Annotated in this window: 23 protein-coding genes; 7 read left to right on the plus strand and 16 right to left on the minus strand. The window is 67.1% G+C overall.

The window, feature by feature from the left end:
* A complete protein-coding gene (locus tag ACQPXH_RS28900; RefSeq protein ID WP_433599613.1) occupies positions 1 to 408 on the minus strand; it encodes a hypothetical protein in 408 nt (135 codons plus the stop codon).
* Between the two features lie 228 nt (positions 409 to 636).
* Between ACQPXH_RS28900 and ACQPXH_RS28905 the strand changes: the two genes are divergently transcribed.
* Positions 637 to 1,176 carry a hypothetical protein gene (locus ACQPXH_RS28905; protein WP_433599614.1) on the plus strand — a complete coding sequence of 180 codons (540 nt, stop codon included), beginning with the start codon at positions 637 to 639 and terminating at the stop codon, positions 1,174 to 1,176.
* A gap of 12 nt (positions 1,177 to 1,188) precedes the next feature.
* Here ACQPXH_RS28905 and ACQPXH_RS28910 read toward each other — a convergent pair whose 3' ends face one another.
* Positions 1,189 to 1,434 (minus strand): DUF3017 domain-containing protein, encoded by a 246-nt coding sequence (locus ACQPXH_RS28910; protein ID WP_433603613.1) that lies wholly within the window; start codon positions 1,432 to 1,434, stop codon positions 1,189 to 1,191.
* A 389-nt stretch (positions 1,435 to 1,823) separates the two neighbouring features.
* Between ACQPXH_RS28910 and ACQPXH_RS28915 the strand changes: the two genes are divergently transcribed.
* The gene (locus tag ACQPXH_RS28915; protein WP_433603614.1) at positions 1,824 to 2,288 is read left to right on the plus strand and encodes a tRNA (cytidine(34)-2'-O)-methyltransferase; all 465 of its coding nucleotides are present in this window, start codon (positions 1,824 to 1,826) and stop codon (positions 2,286 to 2,288) included.
* Positions 2,289 to 2,325: 37 nt separating this feature from the next.
* On the opposite strand, the gene ACQPXH_RS28920 is transcribed toward ACQPXH_RS28915, so the two are convergent.
* The 3 genes from ACQPXH_RS28920 to ACQPXH_RS28930 are packed head-to-tail and all read right to left on the minus strand — an operon-like array spanning position 2,326 to position 3,728.
* Complete coding sequence (locus ACQPXH_RS28920) at positions 2,326 to 2,556, minus strand: DUF167 domain-containing protein (protein ID WP_040686756.1); 231 nt, start codon at positions 2,554 to 2,556, stop codon at positions 2,326 to 2,328.
* The gene (locus ACQPXH_RS28925) at positions 2,513 to 3,538 is read right to left on the minus strand and encodes a DUF4349 domain-containing protein (RefSeq protein WP_433599615.1); all 1,026 of its coding nucleotides are present in this window, start codon (positions 3,536 to 3,538) and stop codon (positions 2,513 to 2,515) included. Before ACQPXH_RS28925 ends, ACQPXH_RS28920 begins: the two co-directional genes overlap by 44 nt.
* Positions 3,539 to 3,569: 31 nt before the next feature.
* On the minus strand, positions 3,570 to 3,728 hold the full coding sequence (locus tag ACQPXH_RS28930; protein WP_433599616.1) for a hypothetical protein: 159 nt from the start codon (positions 3,726 to 3,728) through the stop codon (positions 3,570 to 3,572).
* A 199-nt stretch (positions 3,729 to 3,927) separates the two neighbouring features.
* On the opposite strand from ACQPXH_RS28930, the gene ACQPXH_RS28935 reads away from it, so the two are divergent.
* Positions 3,928 to 4,071: a nuclear transport factor 2 family protein gene (locus ACQPXH_RS28935; RefSeq protein ID WP_433599617.1), complete on the plus strand. Its 144-nt coding sequence runs from the start codon at positions 3,928 to 3,930 to the stop codon at positions 4,069 to 4,071.
* Between the two features lie 5 nt (positions 4,072 to 4,076).
* On the opposite strand, the gene ACQPXH_RS28940 is transcribed toward ACQPXH_RS28935, so the two are convergent.
* Complete coding sequence (locus tag ACQPXH_RS28940) at positions 4,077 to 7,439, minus strand: error-prone DNA polymerase (RefSeq protein ID WP_433599618.1); 3,363 nt, start codon at positions 7,437 to 7,439, stop codon at positions 4,077 to 4,079.
* A 68-nt stretch (positions 7,440 to 7,507) separates the two neighbouring features.
* A complete protein-coding gene (locus tag ACQPXH_RS28945; protein WP_433599619.1) occupies positions 7,508 to 7,963 on the minus strand; it encodes a hypothetical protein in 456 nt (151 codons plus the stop codon).
* Between the two features lie 263 nt (positions 7,964 to 8,226).
* Here ACQPXH_RS28945 and ACQPXH_RS28950 point away from each other — a divergent pair, with 263 nt between their 5' ends.
* The gene (locus ACQPXH_RS28950; RefSeq protein ID WP_433599620.1) at positions 8,227 to 9,210 is read left to right on the plus strand and encodes an SDR family NAD(P)-dependent oxidoreductase; all 984 of its coding nucleotides are present in this window, start codon (positions 8,227 to 8,229) and stop codon (positions 9,208 to 9,210) included.
* Between the two features lie 161 nt (positions 9,211 to 9,371).
* Here the strand turns inward: ACQPXH_RS28950 and ACQPXH_RS28955 are convergent, their stop codons facing one another.
* The 5 genes from ACQPXH_RS28955 to ACQPXH_RS28975 all read right to left on the minus strand — a co-directional run bounded on the left by ACQPXH_RS28955 (position 9,372) and on the right by ACQPXH_RS28975 (position 14,414).
* Positions 9,372 to 10,283: a sucrase ferredoxin gene (locus tag ACQPXH_RS28955; RefSeq protein WP_433599621.1), complete on the minus strand. Its 912-nt coding sequence runs from the start codon at positions 10,281 to 10,283 to the stop codon at positions 9,372 to 9,374.
* Complete coding sequence (locus tag ACQPXH_RS28960; RefSeq protein ID WP_433599622.1) at positions 10,283 to 10,675, minus strand: YdeI/OmpD-associated family protein; 393 nt, start codon at positions 10,673 to 10,675, stop codon at positions 10,283 to 10,285. Before ACQPXH_RS28960 ends, ACQPXH_RS28955 begins: the two co-directional genes overlap by 1 nt.
* A 9-nt stretch (positions 10,676 to 10,684) precedes the next feature.
* A complete protein-coding gene (locus ACQPXH_RS28965; protein WP_433599623.1) occupies positions 10,685 to 11,440 on the minus strand; it encodes an alpha/beta fold hydrolase in 756 nt (251 codons plus the stop codon).
* A gap of 146 nt (positions 11,441 to 11,586) precedes the next feature.
* On the minus strand, positions 11,587 to 13,101 hold the full coding sequence (locus ACQPXH_RS28970) for a DNA polymerase Y family protein (RefSeq protein WP_433603615.1): 1,515 nt from the start codon (positions 13,099 to 13,101) through the stop codon (positions 11,587 to 11,589).
* Between the two features lie 578 nt (positions 13,102 to 13,679).
* Positions 13,680 to 14,414, minus strand: a complete 735-nt coding sequence (locus ACQPXH_RS28975; protein WP_433599624.1) for a hypothetical protein — start codon at positions 14,412 to 14,414, stop codon at positions 13,680 to 13,682.
* Between the two features lie 464 nt (positions 14,415 to 14,878).
* On the opposite strand from ACQPXH_RS28975, the gene ACQPXH_RS28980 reads away from it, so the two are divergent.
* On the plus strand, positions 14,879 to 16,012 hold the full coding sequence (locus ACQPXH_RS28980; protein WP_433599625.1) for a serine/threonine-protein kinase: 1,134 nt from the start codon (positions 14,879 to 14,881) through the stop codon (positions 16,010 to 16,012).
* An 11-nt stretch (positions 16,013 to 16,023) separates the two neighbouring features.
* Here the strand turns inward: ACQPXH_RS28980 and ACQPXH_RS28985 are convergent, their stop codons facing one another.
* The 3 genes from ACQPXH_RS28985 to ACQPXH_RS28995 form a co-directional block, all read right to left on the minus strand.
* A complete protein-coding gene (locus ACQPXH_RS28985; RefSeq protein ID WP_040686746.1) occupies positions 16,024 to 16,659 on the minus strand; it encodes a response regulator in 636 nt (211 codons plus the stop codon).
* Positions 16,660 to 16,804: 145 nt separating this feature from the next.
* Positions 16,805 to 18,208 (minus strand): ATP-binding protein, encoded by a 1,404-nt coding sequence (locus tag ACQPXH_RS28990; RefSeq protein WP_433599626.1) that lies wholly within the window; start codon positions 18,206 to 18,208, stop codon positions 16,805 to 16,807.
* Positions 18,209 to 18,287: 79 nt separating this feature from the next.
* Positions 18,288 to 18,617 carry a hypothetical protein gene (locus ACQPXH_RS28995; protein WP_433599627.1) on the minus strand — a complete coding sequence of 110 codons (330 nt, stop codon included), beginning with the start codon at positions 18,615 to 18,617 and terminating at the stop codon, positions 18,288 to 18,290.
* A gap of 243 nt (positions 18,618 to 18,860) precedes the next feature.
* On the opposite strand from ACQPXH_RS28995, the gene ACQPXH_RS29000 reads away from it, so the two are divergent.
* The gene (locus tag ACQPXH_RS29000; RefSeq protein ID WP_433599628.1) at positions 18,861 to 20,585 is read left to right on the plus strand and encodes a PspC domain-containing protein; all 1,725 of its coding nucleotides are present in this window, start codon (positions 18,861 to 18,863) and stop codon (positions 20,583 to 20,585) included.
* The gene (locus ACQPXH_RS29005; protein ID WP_063039019.1) at positions 20,578 to 20,790 is read left to right on the plus strand and encodes a hypothetical protein; all 213 of its coding nucleotides are present in this window, start codon (positions 20,578 to 20,580) and stop codon (positions 20,788 to 20,790) included. The genes ACQPXH_RS29000 and ACQPXH_RS29005 overlap by 8 nt, the downstream gene beginning before the upstream one ends.
* Positions 20,791 to 21,005: 215 nt before the next feature.
* Here ACQPXH_RS29005 and ACQPXH_RS29010 read toward each other — a convergent pair whose 3' ends face one another.
* Complete coding sequence (locus ACQPXH_RS29010; RefSeq protein WP_433599629.1) at positions 21,006 to 21,461, minus strand: hypothetical protein; 456 nt, start codon at positions 21,459 to 21,461, stop codon at positions 21,006 to 21,008.
* Positions 21,462 to 21,497: the final 36 nt, after the last annotated feature.

The following is a 21,497-nucleotide window of genomic DNA, read 5'->3' on the forward strand; positions in this document are numbered from 1 at the left end:
TCATTCCTTCGACTGTGCGGCGGGAGCGCCGACGAGCAGTTGGACGATGGAGTGGACGAAGCCTTCCAATCGCTCGCGCGAATACTCGTCCGGCCCGCTGACCGCAAGCCTGCCGAGCATTTCGGCAACGCTCAGCACCGCATTGGTAAGTAGTGCGGAATCCATTCCCGCCCAACGCGGATCGAGTGCGATGCCCATGCCGACCAGGGATTCGGCCTGGGTGAAGATACCGGTACGGGAATCGGCGAGTGCCGCGCGGTATTCGCCGGGGTCGGCGCACGGTAGCCGAGGTCGGCTGACGCACGGCTTCGATGCGATTGATTCCGAGCGATGCTCATCGAGCCGGAGCCGACGCCGCACCTCGGCACGAGTGAACCGGCGGCTCCGCAGGATAAAGTGGGCCACCATTCGACTGCGCTCGATCGAACGCTGCCGCGTCGGTGGCCGGGTCAGCGGATGCCGACGAAAGTTGTTGCGCCTCAGTCGACACCGAGCTCCGAACGTGGCGCATAAGGTTGACGTCGGCCGATGGACGTCGCCTTGACTCGGGGAGTCGCCGATGTGCAGACTGGCCGACATCGCACCCATCTCAGTGTGGCGGGCATTCCGGTTCATGGACGACATCGGGGGTAGACCATGCGTATTCATCGTGCCGTACCGATATTCGCGCTGCTCGGCGCGATGCTGATCGGCACTACGGCGTGCTCGGACGAGCCGACCGAGACGACCCGGGCCGCGGCGTCGACGACCACCCTGCCATCGGCGCCGACCGTCCTGGGCCCGCTCGGCTTCGGCAAACTGCGGCTCGGGATGAGCCGGAGCGAGGCCGAGGCCACTGGTGAAATCGCGGCCTTCGACAACACCGACGATCCGCCCGGCTGCGGTCGCTACAGCGCACGAGCGGGTTGGCAGGGCTTCACCAACAAGGGCGAAATAGTCGCGATCATGCCCGGCAAACTTCCGGTACGCACACCCGAAGGCATCGCCGTCGGTTCCACCGTCGACGAAGTGCGCGCGGCTTATCCCACGCTCGAGATCGGCTACAACTGGAGTTCCGCCACGGTCCCCGACCAATCAGCGCACTACGGCTTCCTCGGCATCTACCGAAATATGCCCGCCGATGCCAAGGTCACCCAGATCATGCTCTACAACGACCGGGACACTTGCCACAACTGACGCGGGGCGGCCTCAGCCGACGCCGAGCGTATTGATCGTCGCGGCGATGAAGACGATGGCGCTGCCGAGCAGGCTCAGTGCGGCGACATCGAACGGCTTGCTGCGCACGGCGAGCAGTCCGACCCGGGCTGTCGGCAGGCAGAGCCGGAAGGCGGCCGCGAGCAGGGCCGCACCGCCGAAGAACAGCGCGCCGCGACGCCAGCGATCCCAGGCCACGAAGACGACCGCGAGCAGAATGACCGCCGTCACGACCAGCATGGGCAGGTGGCAGCGCAGGAACTGCGCACCCGGGCTGGTCCGGTCGGACTGCCGTTCGGCGGCAGACGAGTCAACGTCGGTCACGCCCCGATTCTTGCAGATGACATGCGGCCACTCACACCAGCGCGACACGGCCGCGCTCTCACACGCCGAGCCTCGAGGCAGGGCTACTGCTCCGCAACAGATTTCGCCGCTCGGCGGCACACCCGATCAGGCATTGCCTCCAACTACTACGCGGCGTAGTTTCAAGAGAAGGGCTGGGTCGACGGCGAGCGCACCCTGTCGCACCTCATCCGAGAATCCGTCGACGAACTGAAACTCGTGACGGGCGCGCAGGACCTGCCCGATGTCGTTCCGGGCTAGCCGGAGCGACCTGGTTGACTGCACAGGTGTTCCGTTTGATGTTTCACGAGCCCGCGATTCCCGGAAATACCGGCAATGCGATTCGACTTGTCGCGGGGACCGGGTGTGAACTGCATCTGGTCGAGCCGTTGGGGTTCGACCTTTCGGAGGCGAAGTTGCGGCGGGCCGGATTGGATTACCACGATCTGGCCTCGGTGACGGTGCACAAGAACCTCGCGGCGGCGTGGGATGCGGTGCGGCCCGAGCGCGTGTTCGCATTCACGACCCAGGCGAGCACCCGCTATACCGATATGGCGTACCGCGAGGGTGACGTGCTGCTGTTCGGCACCGAACCGACGGGACTGCCGCCGGAGGTGCTCGACGATCCGCACATCACCGATCGACTGCGCATCCCGATGCTGCCCGGCCGCCGCTCGATGAACCTCTCCAATGCCGCCGCCGTGACCGTCTACGAGGCCTGGCGCCAGTTCGGATTTCCCGGCGCCGTATGACCGTGTCGCTCAACCCGATTCGGCGATGACGGCGGGGTCAGAGGTCCAGCTCGAAGCGTTTGAAGCGGGAGGTTGCGCCTGCGGCGAGGCGGACAGCGGATTTGGGGACGCCGTAGTGGTCTGCGAGGAGTTCGATGGCGGCCTTGTTGGCCTTGCCCTCCACGGCGGGGGCGCGGACGTACAGCTGCAGGGTGCCGTCATCGAGGGTTTCGACGAGTGGGCCCTTACGGCTGTTCGGTTTGATTGTCGCCCTTACGACCGTCGGCACCTGTATCTCCCATCGTCCCAGCGCCTTTCGCAGTACCAGCACCGGCATTTTCTGCCGCCGTCGTGCTCGCCCCGGTCGGCGTACCGACCGCAGCGGCCTCGCCCTGCTCGGATTCTCCCGATCCCGACGAATGCTTCCGGCCCCGCACCACTCGCACGAGACCCCACAACACCGCGCCGATCACCACGACGAATCCGAGCCAGGGAATCGCCTTGCCGGTGAACACCACCGCGTCTTTCAGCCAATCGACCAGTGAATGCCAGCCGGATACGATGCCGTCCCAGAAATTGGTCGGCCCCTCATCGGAATCCTTGTCCTCGGTGGTGATGTCGATGGTGAGCGTGGACAGCGCGACCTGATCGTCGAGGTGCCGCTTCTGCGCGGTAAGGCTGTCGAGTTCACCCTGCCGACTCGACAGCGCCTGTTCGGCCGCAATGAGATCCGCGGTATTGGTCGCACCGGAGATGAGCGCGCGCAACCGGTCAACCGAGGCCTGCAGCGCCTTGATCCTGGCGTCGAGGTCCTCCCACTGCATGGTGACGTCGTCGCGGTTGGTGCTCATCCGGGTGACCCGGCCGACCCCGCCGAGGCCGTCGATGAACTTGTCCGTCTTGTCCGCGGGCACTCGCACGGTGAGCGTGGCCTGCGGATCGGCGTCATCGGTGCCCGGCTGTTCGGTGCGGCTGTCGACCCGGCCGCCGACCTCGCGCACCTGATCGGTCACCTTGCCGCCCGCCTTGATCGGATCATCCGCGGTGATGTCGACACTGCCGGTGATGACCTCCTTGCGCGCCTCGACGGTGGTCCCGCCGGTATCCCCCTTCGCCGGGGCACCCTCGCGCAGACTCGGCGGCGGCGCCATCGGCGCTACGGTCGCCATGCTCGACCGGCCCGAACTCGCGTTGTCGCCGTTGTCATCACCGCAGCCGACCAGCAACGTCAAACCCAGCAGGCCGATCACCAGCACAGCAAGCTTCCGCATGCACGCAGGTTAGCCGCTGCGGCGAATTCGGTCACGAAACTCGATGCGGCCATTCCCGAATGCCGAAGGGGACGTCGACCGGTTTCACGAGAAATCGTTCGATCTGATCGGCGAGCGGCGGCCAGGTCTGGCCGGGTTCGTCGAGTCGCATCGACACCGCGCCGTGCACCGCCGCGCGCAGATCGAGCATGACCGAGACCGGTCGTCGACGGGTACCAGACCAGCATTCATACAGCGCCGGATCGCGGCGGCGGTGCGTTCGGTCAGCTCCCGTTTGAACGGCAGGTCCATGCGTTGGTCGAGGGTGCTCTCGTGCAGCACCTTGTCCGCACCGAAACTCCGTGTCGAAGTGAAACGCGTTGTGGCAGAGGGCGATTACGTGGTCGCCCATGTGCACGGCGTGCGCGAACCCGGCGACCGCGGGACTGGCGATCATGGATATCTTCCGCCTCGCCGACGGAAAGCTGGTCGAACACTGGGATGTCATCCAGCCGGTTCCGGAGCAGGCCGCCAATGCGAACGGAATGTTCTGAACCTTTCAACGGAAGTCGCGGGATTTCGTATCGACGCGCAGGTCCATGCGCTGCAGATATTCGGCGACGACACTGACCGCGCCCTCGGCATTCTGGACCCGGCCGCGGATGAGCAGAGCGGGTGCGCTCTGGGCCAAGCGGCGATAGCGGGTCCACAGGCCCACCGAGCAGACGACGTTCACCATGCCGGTTTCGTCTTCCAGGTTGAGGAAGGTGACACCGGCGGCGGTGGCAGGACGTTGCCGATGCGTGACGGCGCCGCCGACCAGAACGCGGGAGCCGTCGGGCACGTCGAGCAAGCCTGCGGCGGGGATGACACCGAGCGCATCCAGTTGCGGGCGTAGGAATTCGGTGGGATAGCTGCCCGGGGAAATGCCGGTGGCCCAGACATCGGCGGCGGCCAGTTCGAGTTCGCTCATGCCGGGCAGAGCGGGTGCCGTGGTGGCGGCGCCGGTGCCGGGAAGTCGGTCGGGACGTTCGCCCGCCGCAGCGCCCGCCGCCCACAGCGCCTCGCGTCGGGTGATGCCGAGACAACCCAAAGCGCCTGCGGTGGCGAGGGATTCGGCTTGAGCGACGGTGAGTTCCACGCGACCGGTCAGGTCGAGGAAGGATGTGTACGGGCCGGACGATCGGGCGGCGACAATGCGTTCGGCGAGGTCGGTACCGATGTGACGGACGGTCGCAAGACCGAGCCGCACCTCGTCACCGTGATTTTCGACGGTGGGTTCGGCGCGGCTGGCATTGATATCGGGTCCGTGCACCAGGGCGCCATGTCTGCGAGCGTCGGCGACCAGCGACTGCGGGGAGTAGAACCCCATCGGCTGGGCACGCAGCAATCCGGCGCAGAAGGCCGCCGGATAGTGCAGTTTGAACCATGCCGAGTAGAAAACGATCGAGGCGAAGCTCTGCGAATGGCTCTCCGGGAAGCCGAAATTCGCGAAGGCGTACAGTTTCTCGTAGATGCGGTCGGCAACTTCGCCGGTAATGCCGTGCAAGTCGCGCATGCCTTGATACAGCCTGTCCTTGAGGCGCTCCATGCGTTCGGGTGAGCGTTTGGAACCCATGGCGCGGCGCAACTGATCGGCCTCGGCGGCGGTGAAACCGGCGACGTCGATGGCCATCTGCATGAGCTGCTCCTGGAACAGTGGCACGCCGAGGGTGCGTTTCAGCGAATTCTTCAGTGCGTCATGGTCATAGGTCACTTCCTCGACCTCGTTGCGGCGACGGATGTAGGGATGCACCGAACCACCCTGGATCGGACCGGGTCGGATCAGCGCCACCTCCACCACCAGGTCGTAGAATTCCCGCGGCTTCAGCCGAGGCAGCGTGGCCATCTGCGCCCGCGACTCCACCTGGAACACCCCCACCGAATCGGCGCGCGAAAGCATCTCGTAGACAGCGGTTTCCTTCAGGTTCAGCTTGTGCAGTTCGACGGTTTCGCCCTTGTGCTCGCGCACCATATCGATCATGTAGTGCAGCGCGGAGAGCATGCCGAGACCGAGCAGGTCGAACTTCACCAGATTTATCGCGGCGCAATCGTCTTTATCCCACTGCAGTACGCTGCGGCCGGGCATGCGCGCCCATTCGACCGGGCAGACATCGGCGATGGGCCGGTCACAGATCACCATGCCGCCGGAATGGATGCCGAGATGTCTTGGCAGACCCTCGATTTCGGTGGCCAGCTCCAACACTTCCGCGGGAATATCGGTGCCGGTTTCGGCGCCGACCCCCGTCCAGCGGCTCACCTGCTTACTCCAGGCATCCTGCTGTCCAGGTGAAAAGCCCAGTGCGCGTGCGGCATCGCGAACCGCTGACTTGCCGCGATAGGTGATCACATTCGCCACCTGAGCGGCGTTTTCGCGACCGTATTTGGCGTAGACGTGCTGGATCGCCTCCTCGCGGCGATCGGATTCGATATCGATGTCGATATCGGGTGGGCCGTCGCGCTCCGGTGCGAGGAAGCGTTCGAACAGCAACTCGGCGGCGACCGGGTCGACATTGGTGATGCCGATCGCATAGCAGACGGCCGAATTGGCGGCCGAACCCCGGCCCTGGCAGAGGATGTCGTTTTCCTTGCAGAAGCTGACGATATCGTGCACCACCAGGAAGTAACCGGGAAACTTCAGCTCGTCGATGATCGCGAGTTCGTGCTCGATCTGCCGATACGCCTCGGGATTTCCCGACGGCGGACCGTAACGCCGAGCCGCGCCCGCAAGGGTGAGTTCACGCAGCCAGGACGCCTCGTCGTGGCCGTCTGGCACGTCGAACGGCGGCAAGCTCGGGGCGATCAATTCCAGATCGAAGGCGCATTCGCGGGCGAGCGTCACCGCATTCGCCACCGCCTCCGGACAGGCGGCGAACAACTGGGCCATCTCCGCGCCGGAGCGCAGGTGTGCGCCACCGGTCGGTGCCAACCAGCCCGCGATATCGTCCAGGCTCCGGCGCGCCCGGATCGCCGCGAGCGCCATGGCGCGACGGCGCTGGGCGGGTGCGGCGAAATGCGCTCCGGTGGTTGCCACCACGGGCAGACCGAGACGATCGGCCAGGGCGATGAGGTAGGCGTTGCGTTCGTCGTCCTCCGGAATGCCGTGATGGGTGAGTTCCACGCTCACCCGGTCGGCGCCGAAGCGCTCCGTCAGGTCGCGCAGGGCAGCCTCGGCGCGCCCGAGACGGGTGTCTCCCGCCTGTAGGTCGTGGTCGAGGGCTCGGCGCACATGCCCTTTGCGGCATCCGGTCAGGATGTGCCAGTGCCTGTCCGACGCGGCGGTGAGCGCGTCCAAGTCGTAGCGGAGGATGCCCTTCTCCCCCGCGGCCATGTGTGCGGCGGCGATCTGACTGGAGAGACGGCGATAGCCCTCTTGACCGCGGGCAAGTACCAGCAGATGCGGACCGGCCGGGTCCGGCGAGCCGGTGCGCGGCGCCGAATCGGGCGCGCCGACATGGCCGAGCGAATTCCCGAGGCGCGGTGCGTCTTCCGCGGTGCCCAGCGACAATTCGGCCCCGTAGACCGTCGGGATACCCCATTCCCTCGCCGCCTCGAAAAAGCGCACGGTTCCGTAGAAGCCGTCGTGGTCGGTGAGCGCGATCGCCTCCAGCCCGAGCCGCACCGCCTCCTCCACCAACTCCTCCGGCTGACTCGCACCGTCGAGGAAGCTGTAGGCCGAATGCGCGTGCAACTCCGCGTACGGCACCACCGGACCACCTGGCGGTTCGACCGGTTCGGGCCGATAATCCCCGCGCTTGCGCGACCACGCCGGACTGTCGCCGCCGTCGCCTGGATACATCGCGTCCGGATTCGTCGGCCCGGGTCGACCGGACAGCACCCGCTCCAACTCCGCCCAGGTAGGCGGGCCGTTGCTCCAACCCATGACATATCACCTCCTCATATAGTCGAACATACATTCGAACTACGAAGGAGGTATGGATAGCCGCCGAATCAGGCAGCCGGGAGCGGATCCATCGACTTCTCGCCCAGCGCGGCATCGACCTTGTCCAGGCTGGAGCGGATCACGGCACCATAGGCGTCGTTGGCGAGCACATCGAGATGGCCGCGAGCGATGGTCAGCTGCATGTAAGCCACATCGAAGTCGCCGACGCGGCGGTGACTGTCGGCGAGATTGAGGTAGAGCGAGGGCAGGAATCCGCGTAGCCCCTCATCGAGCGGAACACCCGGGCCGAACACCGCGGCCAGCGCGCGTTGATCCCAGTGCAGCGCACCTTCCGCCGTGCCCTGCAGATCGGCAAGGTGATGCGCAATCACGCAGCGCTGCAACGGATCTCCACCGTCACCGAGCTCGTCCCACAGTTCCGCCAGCATCCGCCGCGCCGCCTCCGGATCACTGCCGGAGAGCCGCACCGCGGCAAAGATTTCCGCCATCCGATCGTCCGCCATGCGCAGAGTATCGCACATATGTTCGATAGATTCGAGGCCGGTTCGAATACCTCGGCGTGGCCCGATTCGAACGCTCGAGGACACGGCGACGTGAGCGAAGGACCCGGAGGTGTAACCGTAGCGACTGCTTGCAGGTCGCTCGAAACGATCAGCTTGCGCAACCACGGAGGGCCCGCGAATGTCGCCAATCGAACAGAGCGCACTTGGCAGGTAAACTTACTTCAGAGTAAGTTCATGCCAACTCGACCTGCAAAGGAGTAGCGATGACCCGAGCTTCCGCTGACGACGCCGACCTGCGCGGGCAGGTCCGGCGCAATCGCCGCAACCGCGACCTGACGGGGCGGCACGTGCTCATTACCGGCGCGTCCTCCGGCATCGGCCGGGCCGCCGCGCTGGCCGTCGCGGATAAGGGCGCCATCGTCTTCCTGCTCGCCCGGCGCGCCGACGAACTCACGGCGGTGGTCGAAGAGATCCGGGCCGAGGGCGGCAGCGCCTACGGATATCAGTGCGACGTAACCGATTCCGACTCCGTCGACCACGCCGTCAAGACCATCCTGGACGAGCACGGCCACGTCGACATGCTGGTGAACAATGCGGGCCGCTCGATCCGTCGCGCCATCCACCGCTCCACCGACCGGCTGCACGATTTCGAACGCACCATGGCCGTCAACTACTTCGGCGCCGTGCGATTGACGCTGGCGCTGCTGCCGCAGATGCGCGAGCGCAAGTTCGGCCACATCGTCAATATCAGCAGTGCGGGTGTGCAGGTGGCCACGCCGCGCTTCGCCGCCTACCTTGCGAGCAAGGCGGCGCTGGATAAGTTCGCCGAGGTCGCGTCGATCGAAACCATGGCCGACGGCGTCACCTTCACCACCATCCACATGCCGCTGGTGCGCACCCCGATGATCACCCCGAGCGGCGATCAGGGTCCCTCGGAGTCCCCCGAATGGGCGGCCGCCACCATCGTGCGCGCGCTGAGCGAGCGGCCCAAGCGTATCGATGTCCCGCTCGGCACCTTCGCCGAATACGGCGCACTGCTCACCCCGAAGCTGCGCGACCGCATCCTGCACCGCTACTACCGGGCCCTGCCCGACTCCCCCGCCGCCAAGGGCGAGCAGGCCGATACCGGGGAACTGACGGAATCCCCTGCGCCACAACATGAACCACGTCACCAGTCGACTGCCCGCCGAGTCGGCGGCACCGTCCTGCGCCGCGTCGCGCGCTGGGTGCCGGGCACCCACTGGTAAGCCCGCGACCTTCATCCCGCAGGGGGCGATAAAGGTCGCCGCGAACGGACATGGCTGCGGTGGATTCGCCGCAACCATGTCCCGTTCGTCACTCGCACCGGTGCCGATGATCGCGACCCGCTTACCGGACAGCTCGGTTTCAGTCGAGGACGAGGCGGGGCCTACTCCACTGTGGTCAACGACTGGATCCGGTCGGCCACAATCGCGGTGACCGGTTTCGGGGCGGCACCGCAACTGGCTTGGCGCGGTGGGAATTCGACGGTGCGAGTTGTCACCTGCCAGCGGCGGCCGTCGCGATGGGTTACCACGGTCCGTACGGAATCGATTGTGGCGGAATCATTTTCGATGTGGGCGGTGAGATCATCGAGGCGTGCCGAAACCTGTTCGCGGACTGCGATTTCCGCGACCTGCTCGACGGGATGATGACCGCTGCGACCACGCAGTCCGTCCAATGAAACCACACCGCGCTGCACGGCTTCGACCGCCGCGATGGCGGCCGCGGTGTCGACGCGGCCGTAGGTCAGTCCGGACGGCAGCAGCACCATGGCGGGTGCGAAGCGATGACCGCCGGTGTGCGAGCACTCCCAGACCCGGTCCGGATAATCGGCGGCCAGATTCGCGGCGATCGGACGGCCGAACAGCGCGCAGCACTGATCGCGCTTCCCGTGCGCACACACCAGGATCAACGGATCGCGCACGGGCGCACCGATTCCCGGCGGTGGACCGTTCAGCAGGTTCAGGTCCAGGTCGAGCAACTGCTTCAGGTCGGTGATCTCGAAGCGTTCGCACCAGGAGTACCCCGGACGCGAGCTGGCGATCAAAATCGTTCGGACACCGGTGAATTCGTTGCGGCCCGGCCGCCGGATCAGCGTCGGACGAACCTTCGCGGCGGCGGTGCGTGCGGCGAGTTCGGCGGTGATCTCCTGACCGAGTACCTCATCACCGATCACATCCCGACCCCACGCGCCCGGCTGCTCGACGCACAACCACCCAGTCACCCGGGTTGCCGTGCCGGGCAAGGGCACATCGACCGCGGCCGCCGCCGAGCAGAGCATCCCTTCGAATCCGGTCATCAGCCCAACGTCTGTCCGTCGGCGAGCGCCACGTCCCAGCGGCCGTCGGCCTTGGCCCGATCGATCTCGGCCTGTCCGGCCGGATGCATCAGCCCCTGCTCGATCAACTCGGCGACCAGGCCGATATTGCGCAGCGACCATGGGCTGCGCTTGCGCCGCGGAGTGAAGCCTACCTGCCAGAACTCCGCATCCTCACCGCGCGCCTGCCCGTCGATCCAGCCGAAGCACAGCGCCTGCCGCAGCGCGCCGGCGTGGTTCAGCGAAACGCGTCCGGAGCCCTTTTTGGCGAAACGCAGCCAGACCCCGTCCACCGAGGCATGGTTGGTCAGCAGCCAGTCGCGGAACGACTGCTCGTCGGGGAAGAACAGAACCGGACGGTCTTGCGCGGGCACCGCTTCACTCTAGATAGCCGCGGGCGAGAGCGTCGCCAGGAACGGCAGCACGGCTGCCTCGAATTCGCGGTAGCGGTCGCGGTGGATGCTGTGACCGCAGGTGAAGGCGGTCACCGAGCAGTTCGGGATGGTGTCGCGCAGAACCGCCAACTTCTCCGGATCGACCATGCCGCCGGGACCGCCGCGCAGCACCAGAGTCGGCGCGGTAATGTCGCAGAGCCGATCCCACCACTCCGGATTCGGCTTGCGGAACTGTTCGAGCGCGCTCCGCGTCATCGAGCGATCGAAGGCGAGCACCGCGCGCGGATGCCGGATCAGGCTGGTGGTGGCGTGCCAGAGTTCGGGAATGGTCGGGAAGCGACGAGTCAGCTTCACCTCTTCATCGCCGGAACGCAGCGGCATCGGGCACTCCTCGATGACCAGCCGCCGCACCAGTTCGGGCCGTTCCTGCGCGACACAGGAAACCGCGTAGCCGCCCAGCGAATGTCCGACCAGATCCACCGCGTCCAGCTCGAGGTGATCACAGAGATTCAGCACGTCCGCGCCGAATTCGGCGAACAGATAGGACTCGGTGTGCGCGCTGCGCCCGTGCCCGCGCAGATCGGGAATGATGACCCGCCGTCCGGCGCGCATCAAGATGTGCGCGAACCGATCCCAGGTATACCCGTCCCCGCCCATACCGTGCACCAGCACTACCGGCACGCCATCGCTCACCGCGGAATCCCGATAGGCGATCCGCACGCCGTCGAGCACAGCCCTGGTCACCGCGAGATCCACGATTTCCGAGAGTACTGGATCTTTGGCCGCGCCTCCGCGTGTTCGCGGCCTCCTGGTGTCTCGCGTCCGAGCCGAAAAGGGCGGAGCTGCGCGGACATCCGTTCACGCTGGCGCTGGTGCGGTCGCGCACGTAGTCAGTCGTAAAGCCCCTCGGCGCGCCAGGTCTGATCGTTGTAGATGAGCAGCAGGACACGGACGTCAGCCGGTTCACCCGCGAGCTGCACCTGGATGCGGGCGGCGGTTCCGGCGCAGAAGGTGGCGGATTCCGGGGTCCACCAGTGTTCGTCCACCGGCCACGGACCGGCCCAGCCCGCAAGGGGCCACTGCTTGCTGCCCCAACGCAGCAGGGCGGGGTCGGCGGTGAAGAGGCCGCGGTCGGTGACCTGTACGGGCGTTCCGTCGGCGGCCTCCAACCGCACCACCGGACGGTTCACCAGGATCACCGCGGGTGCGGGGCGGGGCAGGCGGCCGGGCCACGGCAGGGCCGGATCGGCGGCCGGAATCGGCTCGTCACCGAGGGCGACCATGGTGATGCGTTCGGCGGGTCCGCGGCCGCCGCTGAGCACACCGACCCTGACCGCTTCGCCGCCGAGCAGACCCTGCACCCGGATCAGGGCGCGGCGGGCCCGCTCGTCCTCCTCCCCGACACCGCCCCACAGACCGAGCTGAAGTGCGCTCGCCGCAACGACTTCGACGGGTTCCAGGCGCAGCAGTGTGATCGGTGCGGTGGGACGGTCACGGCGGGTGAGCCAGCCGTCCAGCTGCCAGCGCACCCGATCCGCGGTGCCCTCCGGGGTCAGCGGTTCGGCGCACCGCCAGATGCGCGAAAGTTGTTCGCCCGCCTCGGTTTCCGCGAGCACCGATAGCCGGGTGCAGGCCATCGAGGCATTGGACAGCGCCTCGTGCAACTGGGTGGCGAGCATGCGCCCCGCGAAGGCGGCGGCATCGACCCGATCGATCGGCGGCTCGCAGCGATACTGCACCGCCAGGTCCTTCGGCGGATGACGTGCGGACGGCGGACGTTCCGGCACGGCCCTGGCACAGCGATGCGCCAGCACGGCGTCGGCGCCGAAGCGCGAGGTGACCTCGATCGGGGTCAGTGTGGCGAAATCACCGATCCGCCGTAACCCCAAGCGATGCAGCAGATCCACCAGCTCGATGCGTTCCGGTGCGGACAGGCTCGGTTCGAGCGCGAGTTCGCGCACCGGCAATGGCGCCAGGAATCGCGCACCGTCGCCGGGCGGCACGATCGCGGCGAAACGCGCGGCGATCACCGCCGTGGACAACTCGTCGGCAATGCCGATCTGCGCCTCCACCCCCACGGCGGCGGCCGCGTCGACGAGCCGTTCGGCCGCCGCCTCCTCGGATCCGAAAAATCGGGCCGCACCCCGTGCACCGAGCACCAACAGCCCGGGGCGCAGCACCTCCACTCCCGGCACCGTCGCATCGATGGCCGCCACCACCGGTTCGAACAATCGCGCATCTCGATCCGGATCCACCTGCGCGACATACACATTCGGACACCGCGCCTGCGCCTCCCGCTTGGTCAGCCCACGCCGCACCCCCTCGGCCCTGGCAATTGCCGAACACTCCACCACCTTATTGGCGAACAGCACTGCCACCGGCCGCGTCGCAGGCACCCGCGCCATCGCCGCCGCCGTCACCGCCGACCAGTCCGGACACCACAGCGCCAGCACTCGCGTCCCACCCACCCGACTCGGCCGGATCACCACCCCGGCACCCCGTGTAGCAACCGGGCACCAGCTGTCCGGGGTGCCCGGTCACAGGACAGGATGTCCGGACGAATCTCGCTGGCGACCGGCGACGCGCCTTGGTCGGCAGCGCGGGTTTTCGTGTGGCGCGGCTGCCGCGCGAAGTCCCGCACTTCGAGGTAAGAGCGGTCGATCCTGGTGCGCTCGCCTCGGCACCGATGTGCACACGGCCTGTCCACCCGCGTATTGCGAAGGAGTATCAGGACGCTACACAGTCCAGATCTGGGGTCGATGTGACAGTCGGCCGTTATCTCCCGACCACCGTCGATGCGACAGTCGACCGTTACCCTCGGACCGCCGTTGCTTACAGCGGGGAGCGTCACCGCGCGCGAATCACGCCGACACACCGCACGCACGGAACGTCACCTCACTTGCTCCGGCCCCGTCGCCGAGTCGAAACTCCGACTCGACGGAAAGGCCGCTTCGCGCAGCTGAGCATGGCGCGACGGGCCAACTCACGACGCCGCACCGCGCGCCTCGACGGTCACTTCATCGGCCGCGGCCGCCGTTTCCAGTGCCACCCATTCCACTCGACTCGCACTGGGGCGCAGTTCGATTCGGCCGTGGCAGGGTGGGCCCGCCTTGCCGCGGACCGCGACCTCCAAGCGGAGCGAGCGGAGGCGGCCCCGGCCCGCACCGAGGCCGCCGTACCCGGCGATGCGGGTGTCCACGCGCAGGGACGGATTGGGCCAGCGACCGTCGGTGACCACCAGGGTGGCCCCTTTGCTGCGCGCGCGGGCGGCGATGACGCGGGTGCGGGACGGAGCGACAGCGGCGCCCGCAAGGCCGAGCACCACCAAATCGAGGCCGTCGAGCAACACCGCGGCCACCTCCACCGGATCCGGGCCGGGATCGGCGACGACGGCGAGGCGCTGCAATTGCGCACCCATCTCGACCGCGGCGAGCAGCCCGAGCCGCGGCACCCCGACCACCGCGGCATGCCCACCGCCCTCGGTCACCGCGGCCAGCAACCCGGCCAGCAGCGAACTCGCACCCGAATAGGCCACCACCGAACCCTTGACCAGGCCGCCATCAGGCAACAGCTCCGCAAGGGCGGGCGGCACCGCGAGCGCTTCCCTGCGCAATTCGGCGGTGTGCGGAATCCGCTCGGCCGCCGCTTCCCCGCGCGCGGGTATCGCCGCTATCCGTCGGCGCAGCTCATCCAGTGTCGGTTTATCCCTCGGCGGCATCCTGTCCCGCCGTCTCCCCGCCCCTGAGTCCTCATCCGAACCCATCACAACCACCTACTTCCAACGATGGACCCGAGGCGAAGCACGGCCCGAACCCCCACGATCAAGAGTTCAGCACCGATCCAGCTATCGATCACTATCGAATATACGTTCGATACTCGCCCAGTAGAAACCCGCCCCCGATTTCCGTCAAGTACGCGCGATCACTTCGTTTCGCGGCCGTCCTCGGTGGCGTGCACATGGCCGTTGCGGTGGCGCTGCGCACTCAGGAGGCCTTCACTCTCTCGACCAGTCGCGATTCGGTGCGCGCGGTCTCGCCCGAAATCCGGCGCATGCTCGGGTACAGCATTCACCCACCCTTCATCGGCATGGTGGACGGAATGCACCCGGATCGCCTGCTGACGCAAATAACCGGCACGGCGCGAATCAGGCCAGCTGGCCTTGTTTTCCGATACCCTCGCACCGTGACCGAACGCGCTCGTCCCATTGTCGGCCCCGATTATCTGGTTGCCGGCCGCTACCGTCTGCAGTCGAAACTGGGCGGCGGCGGTATGGGCGCGGTATGGCTCGCACACGATCGTCTGCTCAACCGGGACGTCGCGATCAAACAGGTGCTCTCCACAGCCGGACTCCCGGAGGCGCAGGCCAACGAGATCCGCAACCAGATCATGCACGAGGGCCGGGTCGCGGCCAAGCTCTCGCACGAGCACGCCATCGCCGTCTACGACGTGGTGCTCGAGGCCGGCGAGCCGTGGCTGGTGATGGAACATCTGCCATCACGCAGTGTCGCAAGGGCATTGGCGCTGGTGAACGCACTACCGCCGATCGAGGTGGCGCAGATCGGGGCACAAGTCGCCGATGCTTTGGCGGCCGCGCACGCCGCGGGCATCGTGCACCGCGATATCAAACCGGGCAATATCCTCGTCGCCGACCGCGGACCCGTCGTCGGCATGGCCAAGCTCAGCGACTTCGGCATCTCACGTGGTGCGACCGACAACTCCGACGAACCGGACGGCGTGATCACCGGCACCCCCGCCTATCTCCCCCCGGAGGTGGCGCGCGGCGCGCAGCCGACCACGGCCAGCGATGTGTTCTCCCTCGGCGCCACGCTCTACACCGCAATCGAGGGGCAACCGCCGTTCGGTATGGACGACGACACCGATGCCGTGGTCTATCGCGCGGCCATGGCCCAGATCATCCCGCCCAGCCGCAGCGGCATGCTCACCAACGCGCTGCTGCACATGATGGAACCGGCCCCGCAGCGCAGGCCGACCATGGCCGAGGCGCGGGACGAAATCCTCACCGCCGCATTCGGTCCCGGCACCGGTCCGTATATCCTCGGCGCTCCGGTGCGTACCGAGGACGGCACCATTCCGGCATGGGCGGCCCGCAATTCGGCATCGGGACTGCGCAGCCCGCACTCGACTCCGCTGCCGCGCCCGCACCGCGGCAACCCGTCGGGTCCAGCGGCCGCCGCACCCCAGCGCCCGAAGTCGAAGTCGAAGTCGAAAGAAGCGAGCAATGCCCCGCTCGCCATCGCCATCGGCCTGCTGATCGGCCTGATCCTCATCATCGCCGTCATCATCGCGATGATGTGATCCGCAGCGGCTCAGTCGATGCGGCGGCGGTGCGCCCAGCGGGTGAGTGCGTTGCGGTTGGACTGCTGAGTCTTGCGGAGCACGTTGGAGGCGTGTGTCTCAACGGTTTTCACCGAGATATAGAGCTTCTCCGCGATTTCCCGATAGGTGTAGCCGCGGGCGAGCAGCCGCAGCACTTCCAGTTCACGCGGGGTGAGCGAATCCAGTTCGGGATCCAGCGGCGGTTCCGGGACCGGTGATTTGCCGGTGAAGGAGTCGAGCACGAAACCGGCCAGCCGCGGACTGAACACCGCGTCACCACCGGCGACCCGCCGAATGCCATCAGCCAGTTCGGATCCCGAGATCGTCTTGGTCACATAGCCGCGCGCACCCGCACGGATCACCGCGATCACATCCTCGGCGGCATCGGAGACACTCAATGCCAGGCATACCGGGCCGTCATCGATGCCGGCCAGCACCGCGACCCCGCCACCGTCGGGCATATGCACATCGAGCAGTACGACATCCGGACGCGCGGCATTGATTCCGGCGACCGCCTCGGCCACGCCCCCGGCCTCTCCGACGACCTCCATATCGGTCTCCCGGCTCAATTCGGCCCGCACACCCGAGCGGAATACGGCGTGATCATCGACGAGAAAGACCCGCACGGTCACCTACTTCTCCTCACCCTCGGTGGGTCGACCCACCCTGACGCGCGGACCGCCCGCAGGCCGCCCGCACTTCATCGGTACCACAACTGCCACCACAGCCGTCGTCATCCGAGCTACGACCTGCGTCGCATCATCGGAGCGATCACTTGGCGTTGCGAACTGTCTGTCGTACTCCGTCGACCTGATCGTCGCCGACCGGCTGTTCCGCCTCGGCCCGGTCCCGATCGGCACCGGAATCGGTGCGCGGCATGATGATCCGCACCTCGGTGCCCCGACCGGGCGTGGACAGGATCTCCACCTGACCGCCGCGCCGCTCGATTCTGGCGCGAATGGATTTCGCGACACCCCGCCGATCCTGCGGCACCGCCGCGATATCGAAGCCGGCCCCGCGATCGCGCACGAAGATGCTCACCTGATGCGGTTCGGCCTCGGCGAACAGATCGATCTCCGGGACGCCCGCATGTTTGGCGGCATTCACCAGCGCCTCCCGGCTCGCGCCGAGCAATGCGGTGAAATGCTCCTTCGGCAGGCCGGACCCGCTGTCGGCACCGTCCATCGTCACATCGCCGACGGTGACCGGAGTCACCTTCACCCCGTGCTGATCCTCGACCTCGCCCGCGATCGTGCGCAGCGCCACGGCCAGACTCGATTGCGCGGGCCCGGAATCCTCGAAGAGCCAGCGCCGCAGCTCCCGCTCCTGACTGCGCGCCAGCCGGGCCACCTCTTGCGGATCGTCGGCCTGACGCTGGATGAGCGCCAACGTCTGCAGCACCGAATCATGCAGGTGCGACGCGATCTCCTCGCGTTCCTCATTGCGAATGCGGGCGGCGCGCTCGGCATTCAGCGCGCGCATCATGCGCAGCCACAGCGGCACCGTCAGCAGACCGGCGCCGATCAATGTGACCGCCACCGCGATCAGCGCGGAGCCGAGCGAGCTCAGATCGATCCTGGCCAGCACCACCACGCCGAGTCCGAGCACGATCATGGTGATCCCGGCGACGATGCGCGACCAGGTCACCACCGAGGGACGCGCGGGCAGTCCGAGTAGCGAACGTGGGCCGTCGGTGTCGTACTCGCGCCACACCAGCGCCGCACCAACCGCCACCACGACGATCGGCACGATCACCTTCGCCGCGGTACCGCTGAACAACCACGACACTCCGACCGCGAGCCCGAGCCCGAGCAGGGCCAACCCGATCGCCTGACGACGCTCCTTACCGGTCGGCTTCACCGCATCATGGCCGCCCGGAGTGAAGATCCACAGCATCCCGTAGGCGACGATCCCCGCCCCCGCCAGCGCGGACAGCAATACGAACGCCATCCGCACCTTGAACACATCGAGCCCGAGGTGATCGGCGATACCGCCGGCGACACCACCGACGATCCGGCCACCCGAACGCCGCACCATCCGCGGATACGGCGGTGTCGGCGGCAGGGCCGGCGCGGCGCCGAAGCGGCCGGGGCCTGGCGCGAACCCGGGCGCGGCGCCGAAACCCCGGGGATCGGCCCCCCGAGCAGCATCGAACGCGGGCACGGACGGGTACATGCCTTCGATACTGGCACGCCCGACCGACACCGACCATCAGGAATCGCCCTGATCTTCGTCGTTTCGCGAGCAGTGGCGATCAGGCTCGAATGAACAGCCGCAGCGCCGCGTCGACGACAGCGCCGCGAGTTCGATCATCCGGATCGGCGTCCGAACGCAGCCAGATGGCGGCGTGGTTGGTTGAGGATGCCGTGCAGGCAGTGCAGGGCGACCGATGGGTCCGGGCAATCGAACTCGCCGACGGCGAAGCTTCGCGGTCGATGACATCCGTCACCGTGGTGAACGAAACCTTCCAGGTCTGGGACATCAGTAACCCGGCATCGCCCGAACCGATCGGTGACCGGGTCACCGCACATAATCCGGCGATCATCTCGACCTCGTTCAGTCCCGACGGCAAGACCATGGCCACCAGCGGGAAACGACGGATTGATGCGGTTGTGGGACTTCACCGATCGCCGTCATCCCCGCCTCACGTCCAGTTCCATCGCACCGCCCGGCTCATGACTCCCGAACTCTGGCAGCGCTACCTGCCCCCCACTCTCCCACCGTCCGCCCTGCGAATAAACAAGAGACCGGTTGGTCCAAAGAGATCAGAGATTCTCAGGGTTCCCCCCGATGCGCCGAAGTGCTGGTCAGCACGACCATGGAAACCATGACGAAAACGAGCTTCGGCGATCAGATTCACCAGATGTGGCAGTCGCGGCCCGTCCGGTTGCCGCGGCAAGGTCCGATCGCGGGCGTCGCGGCCGGCTTCGGGCAGCGCTACGGGATCGATCCGGTGCTCGTGCGGGTCGCGCTCGTGGTGTCGACAATCTTCGGCGGGGCGGGCATTGTGCTCTACCTGCTCGCCTGGCTGCTGTTCAGCGAGGCGGGTGATCAGTACTCCGCGGCCGAGTCGCTGTTCGGCAAGGGGCACAGCTCGCAGTCACAGACCAAGACCATCGTTTTGATCGTGGCACTCGCCATCGCGGTCAGCACCGTCGGACCGGTCGGCGTCGGACTGGCCGGCTCGGGCATGATCAGCATGTCGCTGCTGCTGGCCGGTTGGTGGATGTTGCATATGCGAAACCCGCAGCCGCCGCCCGGCACGAGTTCGCTCGGTGGCTTGGACGGCGGTCTCACCACGACCGGCTACCCCGGGGCGGTATTCCCGCAGCGCACGATGCCGGGCGACTTCTACGCGCCGGAGAGCAGCATGTACACCCCGTACACGAAGTTGCCGGACGCATATGTTCCGGACGCTCCGGCCAAGGCCGCACCGAATATCCCTGCGCAGGACACAGTTCGCTCGCCGGATGCCGAAAATGGCAACGCTGAAACCGAACTGATCGAAAAGGGCGGCATGCCGATCGATGCGGCCGCTACGCCAGCCGTTCCCGACACCGTCCTGCTGGGTAAAGAAGATGCCGACACCGTCCTGCTCGACAAGGGCGAGGCGGGAACCACGGCACCACCCACCGAGACCGCAACGCCCGACAATGGAACGCCGAGAATTGCCGCTCCCGAATCGCCGGACACGACCGGCGGCCCGTCCGACGCGAGCACGGCGTCCGGCGCAACAGATGGCGACACCACATATGCCATGACACCCGGTACGAGCAATATCGACGCCGCTTCGGAAAACGGCGGCAGCTCATCGCGAACCGAATCCACTTCGCGCACAGGCACTCCCCCATCCCGCACAACGGCCGCGACCCCGACCGGTCCGACCCCACCCTCCTGGGACCCGCTCGGCGTCGCACCGCTCGCCTGGGATCTCCCCGAACCCACCCCGACCCGCACCATCGTCACGCCCCCGCCGAAGCGTCCCCGCTCGCGGCTCACCCCGGTGGTGCTCGGCCTGGCCATCCTGGCCGCCGCGGGTGCGGGTGCGCTGGCCGCCTCCGGTGTCGAGTGGATGACACCGGGACGCATCGGCGCGGTGGCGCTGGCGGTCATCGGGTTGGGTCTGGTGATCGGCGCATTCCTCCGTCGCGGCTTCGGCCTGCTGGTGTTGACCGCACCGCTCGCCGGATTCGTGGTGCTGGCCTCGATGCTCGGCCCGATCGAATTCGACAGCGCCACCGTCGGTGATCGCACCTGGGCGCCGACCTCGATGGCCGACTTGGCCCCGAAGTACGAATTGACGATGGGGACAGGCACATTGGATCTGCGGTCGCTGAACCTGACCGAAAACCGGACCGTCGAGGTCGCGGTCCGGCTCGGCGATGCCAGGATCCTGCTGCCCGAGGGCATGACGGTGCGCACCGATTGCACCGTCAATCTGGGAGATGTCAACTGCCCCACCGGTATTACCGGCCCGCATGCCGACAGCGCGCCGGTGCTCGACCTGAAAGTCCATGTCCGGACCGGCAATGCGGAGGTGCACCGTGGCTGACCCCACCGATGACAACGTCACCAAGCGGGGACCGTCCGTCTCCCTGCTGATCGTCGGACTGCTCGCCCTCGGTGTGAGCATCTGGGCCTTCATCGGCCCGGCCACCATGACCGCCACCGGTGTGGCCTCGCTCGGCTGGGTGGTCGTGATCGCCGCCATCGTGGTCGGCATCTTCCTGGTCATATCCCCGCGCAGACCCCGCTGATCACCCCGAATGGCCCGCCCCCACGGACGGGCCGTTCTCTTTCCGGAGGAGTACAACGCCAATGCCCATGGAACAGTTCGACACCCACGACGAACCGACCGACCATACCGGAATCCCGATCGGCCGTTTCATGCCGCTGACACCGAGCCGGAGCTACCTCGGCGGCGGCTTATTGCTCGGGCAGCTCATCCTCGGCCGCACACCGCCGCCCACAACTACTCCAAATAGGCCGGACAGCCCAAATGCTCGCTGATCCGGTCGAGTAGCCGCTGCATACTCACCCGCTGCTTGCCCTCGACACCCCGCGCGATCATCGGCACCATCCACCGCCCACTGGTCGCGACGTTGAACATCTGCTGGATCACCCGAGCGCCCTTCGGATGCGGCAGCACTCGGCATTCGGCACGAAACCACCGCTGCCCCTCGACCGCGAACATCGCCTGCGCCCGATCCACCTCGACCCGAATCCCATTGAGATCCCCGGCGATCGCGGCCCGGAATTCATTCGGGCCGCCGCGCAACTCGATCCCGGGGTCGGGCCCGTCGACGAGGAAGAAGGCGTTGTCCGGACCGACCGGCCCTGCGCTCACCGTGGTGAGCAGCGCGGCCACCACCCCACACGGTGCCTCGACGACCGCGTGAAAGGTGCAGAGCGGCTTCTTCGCTGCCATCCGGACCCCCTGGGGAACTGGTCTATCCGGCTGACG

It is taken from the genome of Nocardia sp. CA-135953 (assembly GCF_050955735.1).
GTDB lineage: Bacteria > Actinomycetota > Actinomycetes > Mycobacteriales > Mycobacteriaceae > Nocardia.